General features: G+C 55.8%; 16 protein-coding genes. 5 read left to right on the forward strand and 11 right to left on the reverse strand.

Features of this window, described 5'->3' with window-relative positions:
• Position 1: 1 nt before the first annotated feature.
• Together envC and gpmM are read right to left on the reverse strand one after the other, a co-directional pair.
• Positions 2-1,261 (reverse strand): murein hydrolase activator EnvC, encoded by a 1,260-nt coding sequence (gene envC, locus AB6731_RS17780; protein WP_025206449.1) that lies wholly within the window; start codon positions 1,259-1,261, stop codon positions 2-4.
• Between the two features lie 33 nt (positions 1,262-1,294).
• Entirely contained in the window at positions 1,295-2,839 is a 1,545-nt protein-coding gene (gene gpmM, locus AB6731_RS17785) for a 2,3-bisphosphoglycerate-independent phosphoglycerate mutase (protein ID WP_020882671.1), read from the reverse strand.
• Positions 2,840-3,085: 246 nt separating this feature from the next.
• Between gpmM and AB6731_RS17790 the strand changes: the two genes are divergently transcribed.
• The 5 genes from AB6731_RS17790 (at position 3,086) to cysE (ending at position 6,199) form a co-directional block, all read left to right on the forward strand.
• Complete coding sequence (locus AB6731_RS17790) at positions 3,086-3,517, forward strand: rhodanese-like domain-containing protein (RefSeq protein WP_014168077.1); 432 nt, start codon at positions 3,086-3,088, stop codon at positions 3,515-3,517.
• Positions 3,518-3,528: 11 nt separating this feature from the next.
• The gene (grxC, locus tag AB6731_RS17795) at positions 3,529-3,780 is read left to right on the forward strand and encodes a glutaredoxin 3 (RefSeq protein WP_014168078.1); all 252 of its coding nucleotides are present in this window, start codon (positions 3,529-3,531) and stop codon (positions 3,778-3,780) included.
• A gap of 32 nt (positions 3,781-3,812) precedes the next feature.
• Positions 3,813-4,280: a protein-export chaperone SecB gene (secB, locus tag AB6731_RS17800; protein ID WP_014168079.1), complete on the forward strand. Its 468-nt coding sequence runs from the start codon at positions 3,813-3,815 to the stop codon at positions 4,278-4,280.
• A complete protein-coding gene (gene gpsA / locus AB6731_RS17805) occupies positions 4,280-5,299 on the forward strand; it encodes an NAD(P)H-dependent glycerol-3-phosphate dehydrogenase (RefSeq protein WP_014168080.1) in 1,020 nt (339 codons plus the stop codon). The genes secB and gpsA overlap by 1 nt, the downstream gene beginning before the upstream one ends.
• A 78-nt stretch (positions 5,300-5,377) precedes the next feature.
• The gene (gene cysE, locus AB6731_RS17810) at positions 5,378-6,199 is read left to right on the forward strand and encodes a serine O-acetyltransferase (RefSeq protein WP_008502718.1); all 822 of its coding nucleotides are present in this window, start codon (positions 5,378-5,380) and stop codon (positions 6,197-6,199) included.
• Here cysE and trmL read toward each other — a convergent pair.
• From trmL to AB6731_RS17855, 9 genes are all read right to left on the reverse strand, one after another.
• Entirely contained in the window at positions 6,196-6,669 is a 474-nt protein-coding gene (trmL, locus tag AB6731_RS17815; protein ID WP_014168081.1) for a tRNA (uridine(34)/cytosine(34)/5-carboxymethylaminomethyluridine(34)-2'-O)-methyltransferase TrmL, read from the reverse strand. The genes cysE and trmL overlap by 4 nt on opposite strands.
• Before the next feature lie 45 nt (positions 6,670-6,714).
• Positions 6,715-8,055 carry an aromatic acid/H+ symport family MFS transporter gene (locus tag AB6731_RS17820; RefSeq protein ID WP_025206448.1) on the reverse strand — a complete coding sequence of 447 codons (1,341 nt, stop codon included), beginning with the start codon at positions 8,053-8,055 and terminating at the stop codon, positions 6,715-6,717.
• Positions 8,056-8,238: 183 nt separating this feature from the next.
• Positions 8,239-9,426, reverse strand: coding sequence for an FMN-dependent L-lactate dehydrogenase LldD (gene lldD / locus AB6731_RS17825; protein WP_025206447.1), 1,188 nt, complete (start codon positions 9,424-9,426; stop codon positions 8,239-8,241).
• Positions 9,423-10,196 carry a transcriptional regulator LldR gene (gene lldR / locus AB6731_RS17830; RefSeq protein WP_333062786.1) on the reverse strand — a complete coding sequence of 258 codons (774 nt, stop codon included), beginning with the start codon at positions 10,194-10,196 and terminating at the stop codon, positions 9,423-9,425. The genes lldD and lldR overlap by 4 nt, the downstream gene beginning before the upstream one ends.
• Complete coding sequence (gene lldP, locus AB6731_RS17835; protein WP_032680001.1) at positions 10,193-11,848, reverse strand: L-lactate permease; 1,656 nt, start codon at positions 11,846-11,848, stop codon at positions 10,193-10,195. The genes lldR and lldP overlap by 4 nt, the downstream gene beginning before the upstream one ends.
• A gap of 285 nt (positions 11,849-12,133) precedes the next feature.
• Positions 12,134-12,496 carry a YibL family ribosome-associated protein gene (locus AB6731_RS17840; protein WP_014168086.1) on the reverse strand — a complete coding sequence of 121 codons (363 nt, stop codon included), beginning with the start codon at positions 12,494-12,496 and terminating at the stop codon, positions 12,134-12,136.
• Between the two features lie 58 nt (positions 12,497-12,554).
• On the reverse strand, positions 12,555-13,142 hold the full coding sequence (gene mtlR / locus AB6731_RS17845; protein WP_192879999.1) for a mannitol operon repressor MtlR: 588 nt from the start codon (positions 13,140-13,142) through the stop codon (positions 12,555-12,557).
• Entirely contained in the window at positions 13,142-14,290 is a 1,149-nt protein-coding gene (gene mtlD, locus AB6731_RS17850) for a mannitol-1-phosphate 5-dehydrogenase (RefSeq protein ID WP_020882667.1), read from the reverse strand. Before mtlD ends, mtlR begins: the two co-directional genes overlap by 1 nt.
• A gap of 99 nt (positions 14,291-14,389) precedes the next feature.
• Positions 14,390-16,297, reverse strand: coding sequence for a PTS mannitol transporter subunit IICBA (locus AB6731_RS17855; protein ID WP_014168089.1), 1,908 nt, complete (start codon positions 16,295-16,297; stop codon positions 14,390-14,392).
• Positions 16,298-16,774: the final 477 nt, after the last annotated feature.

Genomic DNA, 16,774 nt, shown 5'->3' on the forward strand with positions numbered 1-16,774 from the left:
CTTATCTTCCCAACCACGGCTGTGGATTGACCGCCTGACCCTGGCGACGAATTTCGAAATAGAGTGACGGGCGGCCCTGACCGCCACTGCTGCCCACGAGGGCGATGGGTTGGCCGGCGCGCACCTGAGTACCAACGCTGACCAGTGCGCTCTGGTTGTAGCCGTAAAGGCTCATATCGCCTTTACCGTGTTCCACCACTACCACAAGCCCGTAACCCTGCAGCCAGTCGGCCAGAATCACACGGCCATCGGCGATGGCTTTTACTTCGCTACCTTCAGACGCACCGATAACTATCCCTTTCCAACGTAGTTCACCCTGCAGCTGTTCGCCATAGCGATGCAGAATTGTACCGCGCACGGGCCAGTAAGCCTGACCACGAGGGGAGCCTAAACCGCCGGTACGTGACATCAGGGAGCGTTCGCTTTCGCTTGGCTTGTAGGTCGTACCTTTGCGTGAGGCTTCCTGCTGCTTGTCGCGTACGGCCTGCGCTTCGCGGGCCTCTTTTTCGGCGCGCGCTTTCGCCGCCGCTTCCGCGCGGGCGATACTGTTACGCAGTTTCGATTCGTTGGCGCGCATTTCGCTCAGCTGGCTTTGGCCTTGCTGAATAGAGGACTCGAGACCGGAAAGGGTTTTCTTGCGCTCGTTGCGGGCCTGCTCGAGCTTCGCTTGTTGCGCCTGCTGTTCGTAGAGCAGCGTCTGTTGCTGGCTCTGCTTCTCTTCGAGCTCGGCTTTTTGCGTGGTGACCTCTTCGCGCGTCTGTTTCAGCTGCGCGATAGTCTCCTGACGCGCCTGGTTCAGGTAACCAAAGTAGGCCTGCAGACGCTGACCGCGCTGGCTCTCTTCACCGCTGAGGATCAACTGAAGGCCCGTATGCTCACCCTGGCGAAAAGCAGCATCAAGCTGTGCGGCAAGGTTGCGTTCCTGGGCATCACGCTGGCGTTCCAGTTTGGCAATCGACGCGTTCATTTCGTCGATCTGTTTATTCAACTGGGCGAGGGTGTTTTGCGTTTCACGTAATTTACGTGCGGCAGCGGAGATGGCTTCTTCCTGCTGCTTAAGCTGAGCGAGCAGAGCAGAGCGTTGTTGCTGTTGCTGGCGTACCGCACGCTCTTTCGCGGCGATATCGGCCTGAATGGATTTCAGCTGGTCACGGTCATCCGCGTGGGCGGATGCGGCGCACAGCAATACGCCAGCGCTGAGTGCGCTGGCGCAAAGCAGAGGTCTGACTGATAACCTAAGCGGCTTCACGACCCATGTGATTGAAAAAATCGCCTTTCCCCTCATGGGGAGCGATTATTCCACGATGAACAGCGGCTTACCAGTCATCTCTTCAGGGATCTCCATGCCCATCAGCGACAACATGGTTGGCGCGATGTCGGAAAGCTTGCCGCCTTCCACTGCTTTCAGTGATTTATCACCCACATAAATCAGCGGAACAGGCAGGTTGGTGTGAGCGGTGTGCGCCTGGCCGGTTGCCGGGTCGCGCATCTGTTCTGCGTTACCGTGGTCAGCGGTGATCAGCAGCTGGCCGCCAACGGATTCAACCGCTTTCGCGACCTGCTCAACACAGTGATCCAGCGCTTCAACCGCTTTTACGGCGGCTTCCATCACGCCGGTATGACCCACCATGTCGCCGTTCGGGTAGTTACAGATGATGGTGTCGTATTTGCCGCTTTCGATTGCCGCAACCAGTTTTTCAGTCAGCTCGGCAGAGCTCATTTCTGGCTGCAGATCGTAGGTAGCCACTTTGGGTGAGTTAATCAGAATGCGATCTTCGCCTTTGAACGGCTCTTCAACACCGCCGTTAAAGAAGAAGGTGACGTGGGCATATTTCTCGGTTTCGGAGATACGCAGCTGTGTCTTGTCGTTCTTCGCCATCCACTCGCCGAAGGTATTGGCCAGTGATGCGGGTGGATAAGCGCATGGCGCATTGATGTCAGCGGCGTATTCGGTCAGCTGAATAAAGTCGATCTTCACCACTTTCTTACGGGTGAAACCGTCGAAATCACTGTTCACGAACGCACGGGTGATTTCACGCGCGCGGTCAGCACGGAAGTTCATGAAGATCAGCGCGTCGCCGTCTTCCATGGCGGCATCAGCCTGACCTTCAGCACGAATGACGGTTGCTTTCACGAATTCATCGTTTTCATCACGCGCGTAAGCGGCTTCCAGACCTTCCACCGCGGTTGCGAACTGGAATTCACCTTTTGCCAGCGTCATCAGGTCATAGGCCTGTTCAACGCGATCCCAACGGTTGTCGCGGTCCATTGCGTAGTAGCGGCCGATGATAGAGGCCACACGTCCTTTGCCAAGCGCGGCGAATTTGTTTTCGAAGGAGGCCAGTGAACCTTTTGCGCTGCGTGGTGGCGTATCACGACCGTCCAGGAAAGCGTGCAGATAGATTTTTTCTGCGCCGCGCTCAGCCGCCAGTTCAACCATCGCCATGATGTGATCTTCGTGGCTGTGTACGCCACCGGCGGAGAGCAGACCCATGATATGAACTGCTTTACCGGCCGCCACGGCTCTGTCCACCGCGCCGCAAAGCACTGGATTGTTGAAGAAGGTACGTTCTTTGATTTCAACGTCCAGGCGCGTCAGGTCCTGATACACGATACGACCTGCACCCAGGTTTACGTGGCCAACTTCGGAGTTGCCCATCTGACGATCTGGCAGACCCACTTCCAGCCCGGACGCATCAATCAGGGTGTGGGGACGTTTTGCCCATAGCGCGTCCATCACCGGCGTTTTGGCGTTGAAAATGGCGTTATCCTGTTGATCTTCACGGTAGCCATAGCCATCCAGAATCACCAGTACCATAGGTTTTTTAGAAACCGACATTGCGACAACCTCATGCTCAAGAGTCAAAATTTGCGTAATTTTACTACAGCTGAATCGATCAAATAGCCGCAGAAGATCAAAGAAAGCGCAGGGGCAAGGTGCTTAGCGGACGCTTTTGAGGCAATTTTTTAGGTGGCAGGCCTCAGAAAATGGATTAGGTTATGGTCGCTGGCTGTATTTGCCACAACGCACAGGTATACTCCTGTCCTGGTTTTTTTAATCACTAAGTCGGAGTAGTTACCCTCCATGCAAGAAATTATGCAATTCGTTAGCCGCCATCCGGTTCTGAGCATCGCGTGGATTGGCCTGCTGGCTGCTGTGCTGTTCACCACATTTAAAGGCCTGACGTCTAAGATTAAGGTTATCACCCGTGGTGAAGCGACGCGTCTGATTAACAAAGAAGATGCCGTCGTGGTCGATCTGCGTCAGCGTGACGATTTCCGTAAAGGTCACATTGCTGGTGCTATCAACCTGTTACCTGCTGAAATCAAAGCGAACAACGTTGGCGAGCTTGAGAAACATAAAGCCCAGCCGATTATCGTTGTTGACGCGACCGGTATGCAGGCGCAGGAATCTGCCAGCGCGCTGCATAAAGCAGGCTTCGAAAACGTAACGGTTCTGAAAGAAGGTATTTCCGGCTGGAGCGGGGAAAATCTTCCTTTGGTTCGCGGTAAATAAGGAGTTCAGTAATGGCCAATATCGAGATCTACACCAAAGCAACGTGCCCGTTCTGCCACCGTGCAAAAGCGCTTCTGAACAGCAAAGGCGTAGCGTTCAAAGAACTGCCGATTGACGGTGACGCGATTAAACGCGAAGAGATGATCCAACGTAGTGGTCGTACGACGGTTCCGCAGATTTTTATTGATGCGCAGCACATTGGCGGCTGTGATGACTTGTATGCGCTCGATGCCCGTGGTGGACTCGATCCGCTGCTGAGCTAAGAGACTTTAGGACAATTAAAAAGGGTTTTTCCATGTCAGAACAAAACAACACCGAAATGACTTTCCAGATCCAGCGTATCTACACCAAGGATGTCTCTTTCGAAGCGCCAAATGCGCCACACGTTTTCCAGAAAGATTGGCAGCCAGAGGTTAAACTTGATCTTGATACCGCATCTACCCAACTGGCGGATGACGTGTATGAAGTCGTACTGCGTGTGACTGTTACTGCCTCTCTGGGCGAAGAGACTGCATTCCTGTGTGAAGTTCAGCAGGGCGGCATCTTCTCCATTGGCGGCATCGAAGGCAACCAGATGGCGCACTGCCTGGGTGCATACTGCCCGAACATTCTGTTCCCGTATGCTCGCGAATGCATCACCAGCCTGGTTTCTCGCGGTACATTCCCGCAACTGAACCTTGCGCCAGTTAACTTTGATGCGCTGTTCATGAACTATCTGCAGCAGCAAGCTGGCGAAGGTACTGAACAACATCAGGATGCCTGATGAGCACTCTTAATGCGTCAATGACTGTGATCGGTGCCGGCTCATACGGCACCGCTCTTGCCATCACGCTGGCAAGAAATGGTCACGAAGTGGTTCTCTGGGGCCACGACCCAAAACATATCGCGACGCTGCAACGCGACCGTTGCAACGTGGCGTTCCTCCCGGACGTTCCGTTCCCAGACTCCCTGCACCTTGAAAGTGACCTTGCGACCGCGCTGGCGGCCAGCCGCAACATTCTGATTGTGGTGCCGAGCCATGTGTTTGGCGAAGTACTGCGTCAGATCAAGCCGCTGATGCGCCCTGATGCGCGCATTGTATGGGCCACCAAAGGGCTGGAAGCCGAAACCGGACGCTTGTTGCAGGATGTCGCCCGCGAAGCGCTGGGTGATGACATCCCGCTGGCGGTTATCTCGGGGCCGACGTTTGCTAAAGAGCTGGCCGCTGGCCTGCCGACGGCGATCTCGCTGGCATCAACCGATCAGGCCTTCTCCGACGATCTTCAGCATTTGCTGCACTGCGGCAAAAGCTTCCGCGTTTACAGCAACCCCGATTTTATCGGTGTACAGCTGGGCGGTGCGGTGAAGAACGTGATTGCGATCGGCGCCGGAATGTCCGACGGAATTGGCTTTGGTGCCAACGCACGTACCGCACTGATTACGCGCGGCTTAACCGAGATGTCCCGCCTTGGCGCAGCACTGGGTGCCGATCCGACCACCTTCATGGGCATGGCGGGCCTGGGCGATCTGGTGCTGACCTGTACCGACAACCAGTCCCGTAACCGCCGCTTTGGCATGATGCTCGGTGAGGGCATGGATGTGAAAGGCGCGCAGGAGAAGATTGGTCAGGTGGTTGAAGGCTATCGCAATACCAAAGAAGTTCGCGAATTGGCGCACCGTTTTGGTGTCGAAATGCCAATAACCGAGGAAATTTATCAGGTATTGTATTGCGGAAAAAATGCGCGCGAGGCAGCATTGACCTTATTAGGTCGTTCGCGCAAGGATGAGCGCAGCAGTAACTAGTCGCAGGGATTCTTGTTAGCACTATGACCCGGCCAGCACAGAACTGGCCGGTCATTAACATGTCGTCTGGAGTAAGCAATGCCGTGTGAAGAACTGGATATCGTCTGGAACAATATTAAAGCTGAAGCCCGGGCTTTGGCTGACTGCGAGCCAATGCTGGCCAGTTTCTATCATGCGACGCTACTCAAGCACGAAAACCTCGGCAGCGCCCTGAGCTATATGCTCGCCAATAAACTGGCTTCCTCGATTATGCCCGCTATCGCCATTCGTGAAGTGGTGGAAGAGGCCTATGCCGCTGACCCTGAAATGATCGCTTCTGCTGCCTGTGATATCCAGGCCGTGCGCACGCGTGACCCGGCGGTGGACAAATACTCTACGCCGTTGCTGTATCTGAAGGGCTTTCATGCCTTGCAGGCGTATCGCATCGGCCACTGGCTGTGGAATGAAGGCCGCCGCGCGCTGGCTATCTTCCTGCAAAACCAGGTTTCCGTGACCTTCCAGGTGGATATTCACCCGGCAGCGAAAATTGGCCGCGGGATCATGCTTGACCACGCCACCGGCATTGTCGTCGGTGAAACCGCGGTGATTGAAGATGACGTTTCGATTCTGCAGTCGGTCACGTTAGGCGGTACCGGTAAAACCAGCGGGGATCGCCATCCGAAAATCCGTGAAGGGGTGATGATTGGCGCGGGCGCCAAGATCCTCGGCAACATCGAAGTGGGTCGTGGTGCGAAGATTGGCGCCGGTTCGGTTGTTCTGCAGCCTGTTCCGCCGCACACGACCGCCGCTGGCGTACCGGCTCGTATTGTCGGTAAACCAGACAGCGACAAACCGTCGATGGATATGGATCAGCACTTCAACGGTATTCACCATACGTTTGAGTATGGTGACGGTATTTAACTTCTGAGAATGGCGCCCGGGTATCCCAGCTGGCGCCATGCTTCATACACCACCACCGACACCGCATTTGACAGGTTCATGCTGCGGCTGTCCGGCATCATCGGAATACGAATCTTCTGCTCAGCGGGCAGGGCATCAAGAATGGTGGCCGGCAGGCCGCGCGTTTCCGGGCCAAACATCAGATAATCACCGTCCTGATAGCGCACGGCGCTATGTGCCGGCGTGCCTTTGGTGGTCAGGGCGAACATGCGCTGTGGGTTTTCGCTTTCCAGAAACGCGGCGTAATCATGATGGCGAACCACGGCCGTAAATTCATGATAATCCAGCCCCGCGCGGCGCAGACGTTTGTCGTCCCACGTAAAACCCATCGGCTCGATGATATGCAGACGAAAACCGGTGTTGGCGCACAGGCGGATAATATTGCCGGTATTCGGCGGAATTTCTGGTTCGAATAAAACGATGTTAAGCATGCTGCCCCCTTAATTGCGGGGGCAGAATAGCAGAAACCGGGCCGCTTATGCGACGCCGAGATCCTGCGAGCGGCAACGGAGCATTTTGTAGAAGGTTGCCGCGGCCGCCAGCAGGGCGGGCAGGCTAAGGATCATCAAAATGCTGTCTGCCTGCCACTGCATGGAGAGAAGCTGCGCGCTGGTCATGGTGCCCGCCACGCCACCAAAGCGGCCAATGCCCTGCATCCAGGCAATGCCCGTTGCGCGACACTCGGTAGGATAAAAGGTGGCTGCCAGCGTCTGCATTCCCGATTGCGCGCCGTTCATCGCGATCCCCATCAGGAAAATCAAGCCGCCAAACAGGGCGATATGGTTATGTTCAATGCCGAGCGCCAGAATGAGCAGCATGGTCAGGACAAAGCCACCTGCGACCACTTTGTGTGCCTCCCAGCGATCCATCATCCAGCCCGCGAGAAGGATGCCTGCGGTACCGCCGAAGGTGAACAGCGAGGTGAGCCATGCGGATTCCGCGAGGGGATAGCCCATCCCCAGCATGAGCGTCGGCATCCAGCTAAGCAGGACGTAATAAATCACCAGCCCCATAAAATAGGTTACCCATAGCATCAGGGTGCCGGGCAGCCAGGGCTGTGAAAACAGCTGTGCTACGCTCCCCTTTTTGGCGGCGACCCGATCCTCTGCGAGAAAGAAACCGGTGACACCGTCGAGGGTCGTGCGGGCGAAACGGCTGGCGATACGGCGGATCTGCATCATGTCTTTCCCGCGCTGCACCAGATATTTCACCGATTCCGGTAAAAACAGCATCAGCAGCAGCGTTAATATCAGCGGTGCTATCGCGCCGGTCAGCAGTACGCTTCGCCAGCCATGATGCGGGATAAGCCAGGATGATATCGCCCCACCGCCGGCCGCGCCCAGCGGGAAGCCGCAGTACATGGTATTAATCGCCATGGCGCGACAGCGCTGAGGGGCAAACTCTGAGATGAGGGTGATGGCGTTCGGCATGGCGGCACCCAGCCCCAGACCCGTCAGAAACCGCCATAGCGTCAGGGTGTTAAGGCTTTGTGCCCAGGCCGTCCCCAGGCTTGAAAGGCCGAAGAACAGACAAGAAAAGACCAGTACGCGCTTGCGGCCTATCCGGTCCGATACCGGGCCTGCGACCAGCGCTCCCAGCGACAGCCCGAGCAGTGCTGCGCTCAGTACCGGTCCCAGATCCTGTTTGTGTATGCCCCATTCTGCCGACAGCGTGGGCGCAATGTAGCCCATTGCTGCGGTATCGAAACCATCGATCGCCAGCACCAGAAAGCCCAGCACGATGAGCACCCAGTGAAACCCGGAAAAGGGACTGTCGTCGATCACCTGCTGAATATCCACCTGACCTGAATATCTCATACGCTCCCCTCTGATGTGATGGCGTTTTTGTGTTCTTGTATTTGCTTGTCTATACAATTGCGTGTGGCACAGATATGTCAAATTTTCTTATCCAATATGTTACCTGGATGTTATTTTTGACAAAAAAAAGCGCCCGAGGGGAGTTCGGACGCGAGGAGAGGGGGAAGGGGAATCAGACGGGCGTCAGGCTGCGTCACCCTGGGCAAGCGGTGCCAGTGCGGCGGGTAATTTACCCAACTCCTGCACCAGGGAGTCCTTGCTGATTTCGCGAATCGTTTTTGCACCGGTCAACGTCATCGCCACTTTCATCTCTTTTTCGATCAGATTGAGCAGATTCGCCACCCCTGCCTGACCAGCCGTAGCCAGTGCATAAAGATATGCGCGTCCGAGCAATACGCTGTCTGCGCCAAGGGCAATCATACGCACCACGTCAAGCCCGTTGCGGATACCGCTGTCGGCGAGGATAGCGATATCACCTTTCACCGCATCGGCAATCGCCGGCAGTGCGCGTGCGGAAGAGAGTACCCCGTCAAGCTGACGTCCACCGTGGTTAGAGACCACAATACCGTCAGCGCCAAAGCGCACGGCATCGCGGGCATCTTCCGGGTCGAGGATCCCTTTGATCACCATCGGGCCGTCCCAGAATTCGCGGATCCACTCCAGGTCTTTCCACGAGATGGACGGATCGAAATTATTCGCCAGCCAGCCGATGTAATCCTCCAGCCCGGTGGGTTTACCGAGATAGGCCGAGATATTCCCCAGATCGTGCGGGCGACCATTCACACCGACATCCCAGGCCCATTGCGGGTGCGTTACTGCCTGCCAGTAGCGACGCAGGGCAGCATTTGGGCCGCTCATCCCGGAGTGGGCATCGCGGTAACGGGCGCCAGGCGTCGGCATATCAACGGTAAAGACCAGCGTTGAACAGCCCGCGGCTTTGGCACGCTCCAGCGCGTTGCGCATAAAGCCGCGATCGCGCAGGACGTACAGCTGGAACCACATCGGACGCTGGAGGGTCGGGGCCACTTCTTCAATCGGGCAGACGGAGACGGTGGAGAGGGTAAACGGAATACCTTTAGCATCCGCTGCCGCTGCCGCCTGGACTTCACCCCGGCGGGCGTACATGCCGCACAAACCGACTGGTGCAAGGGCCACCGGCATGGAAAGCGTTTCGTTAAACAGCGTTGTCTCAAGGCTCAGCTCAGACATATCTTTCAGCACGCGCTGGCGCAGCGCCACTTCCGACAGATCTTCCACGTTGCGGCGCAGGGTGTATTCGGCATATGCCCCACCGTCGATATAGTGGAACAGGAACGGCGGCAAAATGCGCTGCGCTGCGGCGCGATAGTCACTGGCTGCTGAAATAATCATGCTTTGTTCTCCCTGGAAATATCACTGTCGCCAGGCAGACGAGTAATACGCGCCTGTCGGGCCTGATCTTCATCGAATCGTTTAATGGTGGTGTGCACGAACCCCAGATGCGCCATCATCGCTTTGCGCGCGGCCTCTGCATCCCCGGCCAGAATGGCGTTGAGTACCGCCTCGTGCTGTTCGGTCAGTTGGGCAAATACCGGCGGGACCAGATACATACGCTGGCGGCTCTGCTTCACGGAGGATTGCAACAGGTCGAAGAAACCGCGCATGGTCTGGAGCAGAACGACGTTGTGCGACGCTTCGGCAATCGCCAGATGAAACCGCACGTCCGCCTGCGAGGCGATGTCCGGGTCGCTGCTTTGGGTGGCGTCAAAGCAGGCTTTGAGCTTCTCTTTGTCGGCTTCAGTGGCCCGCATGGCCGCATGCCAGGCGGTACTGGTTTCGATGGCGTGCCGCGCTTCAATGATGTCGAAGCTGTAGTCCGGGTCGTTTTCCATCAGTGTTTTAAGCGGCTGCACGATGTTTTGCTCGGACCAGTCATCGTGCTGCCAGCGGACAAATGTGCCGCCGCCCCGACGGCTTACCAGTACCCCTTCGCTGACCAGCGTCGCCAGCGCCTCACGCAGTGAGTTACGAGATACACCCAGTTGGGCGGCGAGCTGGCGCTCGGCGGGCAATTTCATGCCCGCTTCCAGCTGTTGTGCTTCAATCAGCGCCCGTACGCGAGAGGCAATCTCGTCGGACAGGCGTCTGGGCATGACTATCATGGGATCATCCAGGTTAAGACATAGGCCTGCAGGGTCGTGATCACCCCGACCATACAGGTGAATATCAGGCTGTGTTTCACGGTAAAGCGGAACAGGTCCGACTCTTTACCGACCAGTCCCACCGCCGCACAGGCAATGGCGATGGATTGCGGTGAGATCATCTTGCCGGTCACGCCGCCGGTAGTATTGGCGGCCACCAGAAGGATGTCCGACACGCCAATCTGCTGGGCTGCCGTCGCCTGCAGGGCCGCAAACAGGGCGTTAGATGAGGTATCTGAACCGGTCAGGAACACCCCCAGCCAGCCGAGGAACGGCGAGAAGAACGTGAAGGCGTGGCCGGTATGCGCCAGCGCAAGCGCCAGTGTCGATGACAGGCCGGAATAGTTCGAGATAAACGCGAACGCCAGCACCATGCCGATGGAGTAGATCGGCAGCATCAGCTCCTTAATGGTAGCCGCAAAAGTCTGTACTGCAGCCGCTGGCTTCATGCGTAACCACACCACAGACAGGATAGCGGCAAACAGGATTGCGGTGCCGGTTGCTGAGAACCAGTCAAATTTATACACCGCGGCATACGGCGTGGCAGCGTGCACCACGGGCGGCATACGGGCGACCATCTTGTCGAGGAACGGCACGGAGATGTTAATGACCATCTCATACAGTGCGCCACCCGGTGCGAACAGGGCCTTAAACGGTGGAATACTCCAGAGCGTAACCGTGGCGGTCAGGAACAGGAACGGAGACCATGCGCGAATGATTTGTCCCGCGGTATAACCGGTACGTGCCAGGGTTTGATCGACGTGTGAAGCACCCATATCGGCGAAACGGAAGATGCGTACCGGCTGCCAGCGTTTCAGGAACAGCGTCAGGCAGACCAGCGACACCAGTGAAGAGATAATGTCCGGCAATTCGGGGCCGAGGAAATTCGAGCTGAGATACTGGGCAATGGCAAACGAGCCGCCAGCGACGACCACCGCAGGCCATGTCTCTTTCACGCCGCGCCAGCCATCCATAATCGCCATGATCCAGAACAGCACGATGATGGTCAGGAACGGCAGCTGACGGCCAACCATCTGGCCAATTTCAAAGCTGTCCAGACCGGTGACCTGCCCGGCGACCAGAATCGGGATCCCCATCGCACCAAACGCCACCGGCGCGGTGTTAACGATCAGACAAAGACCTGCGGCGTAAAGCGGGTTGAACCCCAGCCCGACTAACAGCGCCGCGGTGATGGCAACCGGTGCGCCAAACCCGGCCGCCCCTTCCAGAAAGGCCCCGAAGGAGAAACCGACAATCAGCATCTGCAAACGCTGGTCCGGGGTAATGGAAAGTATCGATGAGCGGATAATGTCGAACTGCCCGGTTTTCACCGAGATTTTGTAGACAAAGACCGCCGCGATGATGATCCACGCAATCGGCCACAGGCCGTAGAAGAAACCATAGACGACGGAGGCCAGCGCGCGATCGACCGGCATTTTATAGAAGAACAGTGCCACCATCAGCGCGATGGCAACGGTGTACGTCGCGGCCAGGTATCCCTTCAGCTTGAGCTTAATCAGCGCAAAGAAGAAGAACAGGATCGGAAGCGATGCGATCAGGCTCGACAGCCAGATATTGCCAGCCGGATCGTAGTTTTGTTGCCAGAGGCTCATGCAGGTCTCCTGAGGACCAGACAGTCTGCGTAGCGGGTGAGTCTCCGCTCATCTCTGCGTCACAAACTGTGTAAAAGTGGTCCTGCCAATATTGTGTTGTAGGGTGAATGACAATAAATGGTTAACCAGTTGTTATGAGTCGGCAATGATTTTGTGAGGGAAATTAGTGGAATTGTGAACCAGGAAAGTGATTAACGGGAGATTGGTTGGGCCAATTTTAAGCGGTGAGGGGGGCGATGCGGTGTGGTTTTCGCCCTCTCGCCTGGGAGAGAGGGCGGGGGACGATCAAAACGCGGTCTTACAAAAACCCGTCATCTCTTTCAGACCCATTTCGCGACCAAGCTCGGTCATGGGATGAACCACCACCAGGCCACGGACGCTTTTCTTCAGCTTGCCCATGTCGGCCTGCTCTTTTTTAGTGATGGCGCGACGGTGCGGCATGCTCAACAGCTTTTGGGCTTCGTTGCTCAGCTTCTGGCCTTTGACTTCGCGCAGACGCTCGATTTCCGCTTCAAGCTTCTCACTCTCTTTCTCCAGCTCGGCATACTTCTCGGCGGACTCAACCAGTGAGAGACCAGCCATCTGGTGGCGGATCAGATCCAGGCGGTCGCTCAGGCGTTTAATTTCGTTCTTTTCGACTTCTTTCATGACAAATAACTCTGAAAACGGGGAATTTACAGGGAAGGATACACCAATGTGAGCAGGCTTACTTCTGAAACGCTTTTTTTAAGCTGATTCGGGAAATCAGCTCAGTCAGGGAAAGGACCATTGTGGAACGGACAACCTGTTGATAACGCAGCTTTTGCATCGCGTACAGCTCAGGGTCACTGTTATCAAAATGGGGAGCAGGGGGAAGCGCGGAGACGCAGTGTAGCTCGCCGAAGGGGCCAAGGATCTCATCATCGGTAAAGGTGTACTCATTACCGTCATGATTTAACTCTTCGCGCAGCGCCATCAGCAGCTCGGCATCTTCATACTCTTGTCGGTTCAACACGCCAAGACCATAAATCAGCTTCAGACGTACCGATAAATCGCCCAGCGGTCCGTCTCCGTCCAGTAACGGTTCTACAGCATATTTTACCGCGTAGTCGTCTTTGCGAAACACCTGAAGTACCAGAATATTCACCGCCTCGGTTAGCAACTCGACGGCGGCAATCAGGAAACTTCGTACGGTTTTGCCAGCATTCAGACGCTCAAGCACACGATTTTCAAAGGCCTGGGTTTGTTCCATTATTGCCTGCATATCTGACAATCTGTTATTTGGGCGCAGGCTATCCTGCGCCGCACTCTGCATCATTTGATTGCGTTGTAAGCGTTCACCGCCTCCACAACCACGTCGCTGTTGGCATCCAGACCCGAGATCTGCGCCAGCGCACCCTGCGGGCCTTTATCGTTAATCAGCTGAGCCAGCTCCTGCGCCTGTGGATCCTGTTCGCTGCGGTAATGCATCGCGGCGGCAATCCCTTTCACCAGGTTGGCGTGCGCAAGACCATACTCCAGCGTGCCCAGCAGCGGTTTAATCAGGCGATCGCCCGCGCTCAGTTTACGCAGTGGCTGACGGCCTACGCGCTCAACGTCATCTTTCAGATACGGGTTTTCAAAACGACCGAGGATTTTCTGGATGTATGCTGCATGTTTCTCAGCATCAAAACCGTAGCGTTTGATCAGCACCGCGCCGCTCTCTTCCATTGCCCCTTTAACCACCGCACGGATGCTCTCATCGAGGATCGCGTCACGAATGGTCTGATGACCGGCCAATTTTCCGAGGTACGCGGTTATAGCATGCCCGGTGTTCAGCGTGAAGAGTTTACGTTCGACAAAGGCCATCAGGTTATCGGTTAATTCCATCCCCGGAATGGTTGGCAGCGCGCCTTTAAACTGGGTTTTATCAACGATCCACTCGCTGAAGGTTTCCACGGTCACTTCCAGCGGATCGTGGGTGGCGGATTCTGATGGCGGAACGATGCGGTCAACGGCGGAATCCACAAAGCCGACGTGCGCTTCCACCCAGGCTTTATCTTCATCCGCGACGGCGGCGAGCACATGGCCTTTCAGCTGCGTGGTGCCGCGCACCATGTTTTCACAGGCGATGATGTTCAGCGGTGTGTCGATGCCCTGCGCTTTACGTTTTGCCAGGCCTTTCGCCACCGCAGGGGCAATGCGCTCAAGCACCACCGGACCAACGGCCGTGGTCACCAGATCGACACTGGCGATGAGGTCGATAACGTCTTCGCCAATGCTGCTTACCGCATTAACGCCAGACACCGTCTCAACCTGCTCGTTTTCGCCTACCACGTGTACCTGATAGCTATGACGGGCATTCAGGGCATCCAGGACTACCTGATTCACATCGGCGAATGTCAGCGTAATGCCTGCGTCTGCCAGCAGTTTACCGATAAAGCCACGACCGATATTACCTGCGCCAAAATGTAATGCTTTCATAGTATTAACCTTAATCAATGTTTTTACCCGAGAGGGCTGGGGTGAGGCTTTGCCCTCACCCTAACCCTCTCCCCACAGGGGGAGAGGGAAGAGGTTCCGTTACTTGTTCAACAGCGCCAGCACTTCTTCCACGCTGGTGGTGTTGGCCAGACGTTCAATGACAGAGTCGTCATCCAGCGCGTTGGTCAGGCTGGTAATCACCTGGATGTGCTCGTTGTTGCGAGCGGCGATACCAATCACCAGGCGGGCGATGTCGTCTTCTTCTTCACCGAAGCGTACACCATCCGGATACTGGCAGAACACCACGCCGGTTTTCAGTACGCGATCTTTCGCTTCAACCGTACCGTGTGGAACCGCAATGGATTCACCCAGATAGGTTGGGGTCAGCTTTTCACGCTCCAGCATCGCGTCAACGTATTCAGGCTGCACGTAGCCGCCTTTCACCAGCTGTTCACCGGCAAAGCGAATCGCCTCTTCCTTGTGGGACGCCGTGCGGCCCAGGAAGATGTTTTCTGCGCCCAGGCGGAACAGGTGGCTGTCGTTCGCGTCAAAGCTGTCTTTCAGGCTATCGCGGACTTTGACTTCGTTATCTTCATGACGCTGTGCCGCCACCAGACGTTCGGTCAGGTTGGTGTACAGGCCGCTGTCCAGGAAGTTGGTCAGCGAAATGTGCTGTGCCTGAGGAACCTGACGCATCGCACGTTCGGTCAGATCGCGGTGCGTAATCACCAGGTCAACATCTGCAGGCAGGCTGTTGATGGCGCTGTTGGTGACGGAGATGTTGGTCAGACCCGCATCCTGCACTTTCTTACGCAGCACGCCGGCACCCATGGCGCTGGAACCCATACCCGCGTCACAGGCCACGATGATTTTACGTACGTGGCTCAGGTCGTTAGAGACATCGCCCGCCGCCAGCGGCGTGGCGCCTTTTGATTCGGCTTTCATGTCATGCATACGACGGGTTGCCGCTTCGATATCGTCATCTTCTTTCACTTTGCTGGTTTTCAGCAGGATAGAAGAGACCACGAAGGAGACGGCCATTGCCGCACAGATGGCTGCGATGTTAGCGAAATAGGCACCTTTCGGGGTCATCGCCAGGACCGCCAGGATGGAGCCTGGAGAGGCCGGAGAAACCAGACCACCGCCCAGCACGCTCAGGGTGAACACGCCCGTCATACCGCCGAGGATAACGGCCAGGATCAGACGTGGGTTCATCAGCACGTAAGGGAAGTAAATTTCGTGGATACCGCCCAGGAAGTGGATGATAGCCGCACCGCCCGCAGACTGTTTCGCACTGCCGCGACCAAAGAACATGTACGCCAGCAGAACACCCATGCCCGGGCCCGGGTTGGCTTCAATCAGGAAGAAGATGGACTTGCCGAGGTCATGAGACTGCTGAATACCCAGCGGTGAGAAGATACCGTGGTTAATGGCGTTGTTGAGGAACAGGATTTTCGCCGGTTCAACAAAGATAGACGCCAGCGGCAGCATGTCGTGCGCAACCATGAAGTTAACGCCTGCCGCCAGAACTTTGGACAGCACTTCAACCGCAGGGCCAATGCCGAGGAACGCCAGAATCGCGAGGATCATACCGATGATGCCCGCAGAGAAGTTGTTCACCAGCATTTCGAAGCCGGATTTGATCTTGCCATCAACCCAGACGTCGAATTTCTTAATTGCCCAGCCGCCCAGAGGGCCCGCAATCATTGCACCGAGGAACATCGGCATATCCGCACCGACGATAACCCCCATCGTCGTGATGGCACCCACAACGCCACCACGGTCTCCACCCACCAGACGACCCCCGGTAAACCCGATAAGCAGCGGCAGCAGGTAGGTAATCATTGGGCCAACAAGTTTCGCCAGCGTTTCGTTAGGCAACCACCCTGTCGGAATGAACAACGCAGTGATGATACCCCACGCGATAAACGCGCCGATATTTGGCATCACCATATTGCTGAGGAAACGACCAAAGCTTTGAACTTTGATCTTGAAATCGGATGACATAAAACACCCCTTCTTCTGTTTACGCTTAGGCTTGCGGCCCGAGGTTTATTGTTAATGAGGCGGCAGAGGTAGCCGGGCCCTGTTCTGATGCTGTGAAATCTGGCACTGAATCGTTCAACTGTCCAGACGACGGAAATTTGTGTGATATGAATCACGTAAATGTAGGGGGTGCAGACATGAATGAAGTGATCTTCGTCACAAAAATGGTGGATAAAAAAAATACGATGGCGATAAATAACGCAAAAACCACCCACTTCTGTGATGTAAATCACATTTGGTTGTCGTGAGTTTGTTTCTGGATTGTGACTAATTTCACAAAAAATTTTTATGCAGAATTCTCCGGATGTGATCGGCGACAAATTCTGCCTGGCGATTCAACGCCAGGATGTCATGAAGTCACACATAAAGCTAAAAAATGACTTTTCATGTGTGGTATGGCGAAAAGCAATAAGGTACGTTACGCTCATATTGTAAGGT

It is taken from the genome of Enterobacter sp. RCC_40, assembly GCF_041360735.1.
Classification (GTDB): Bacteria; Pseudomonadota; Gammaproteobacteria; order Enterobacterales; family Enterobacteriaceae; genus Enterobacter; species Enterobacter ludwigii.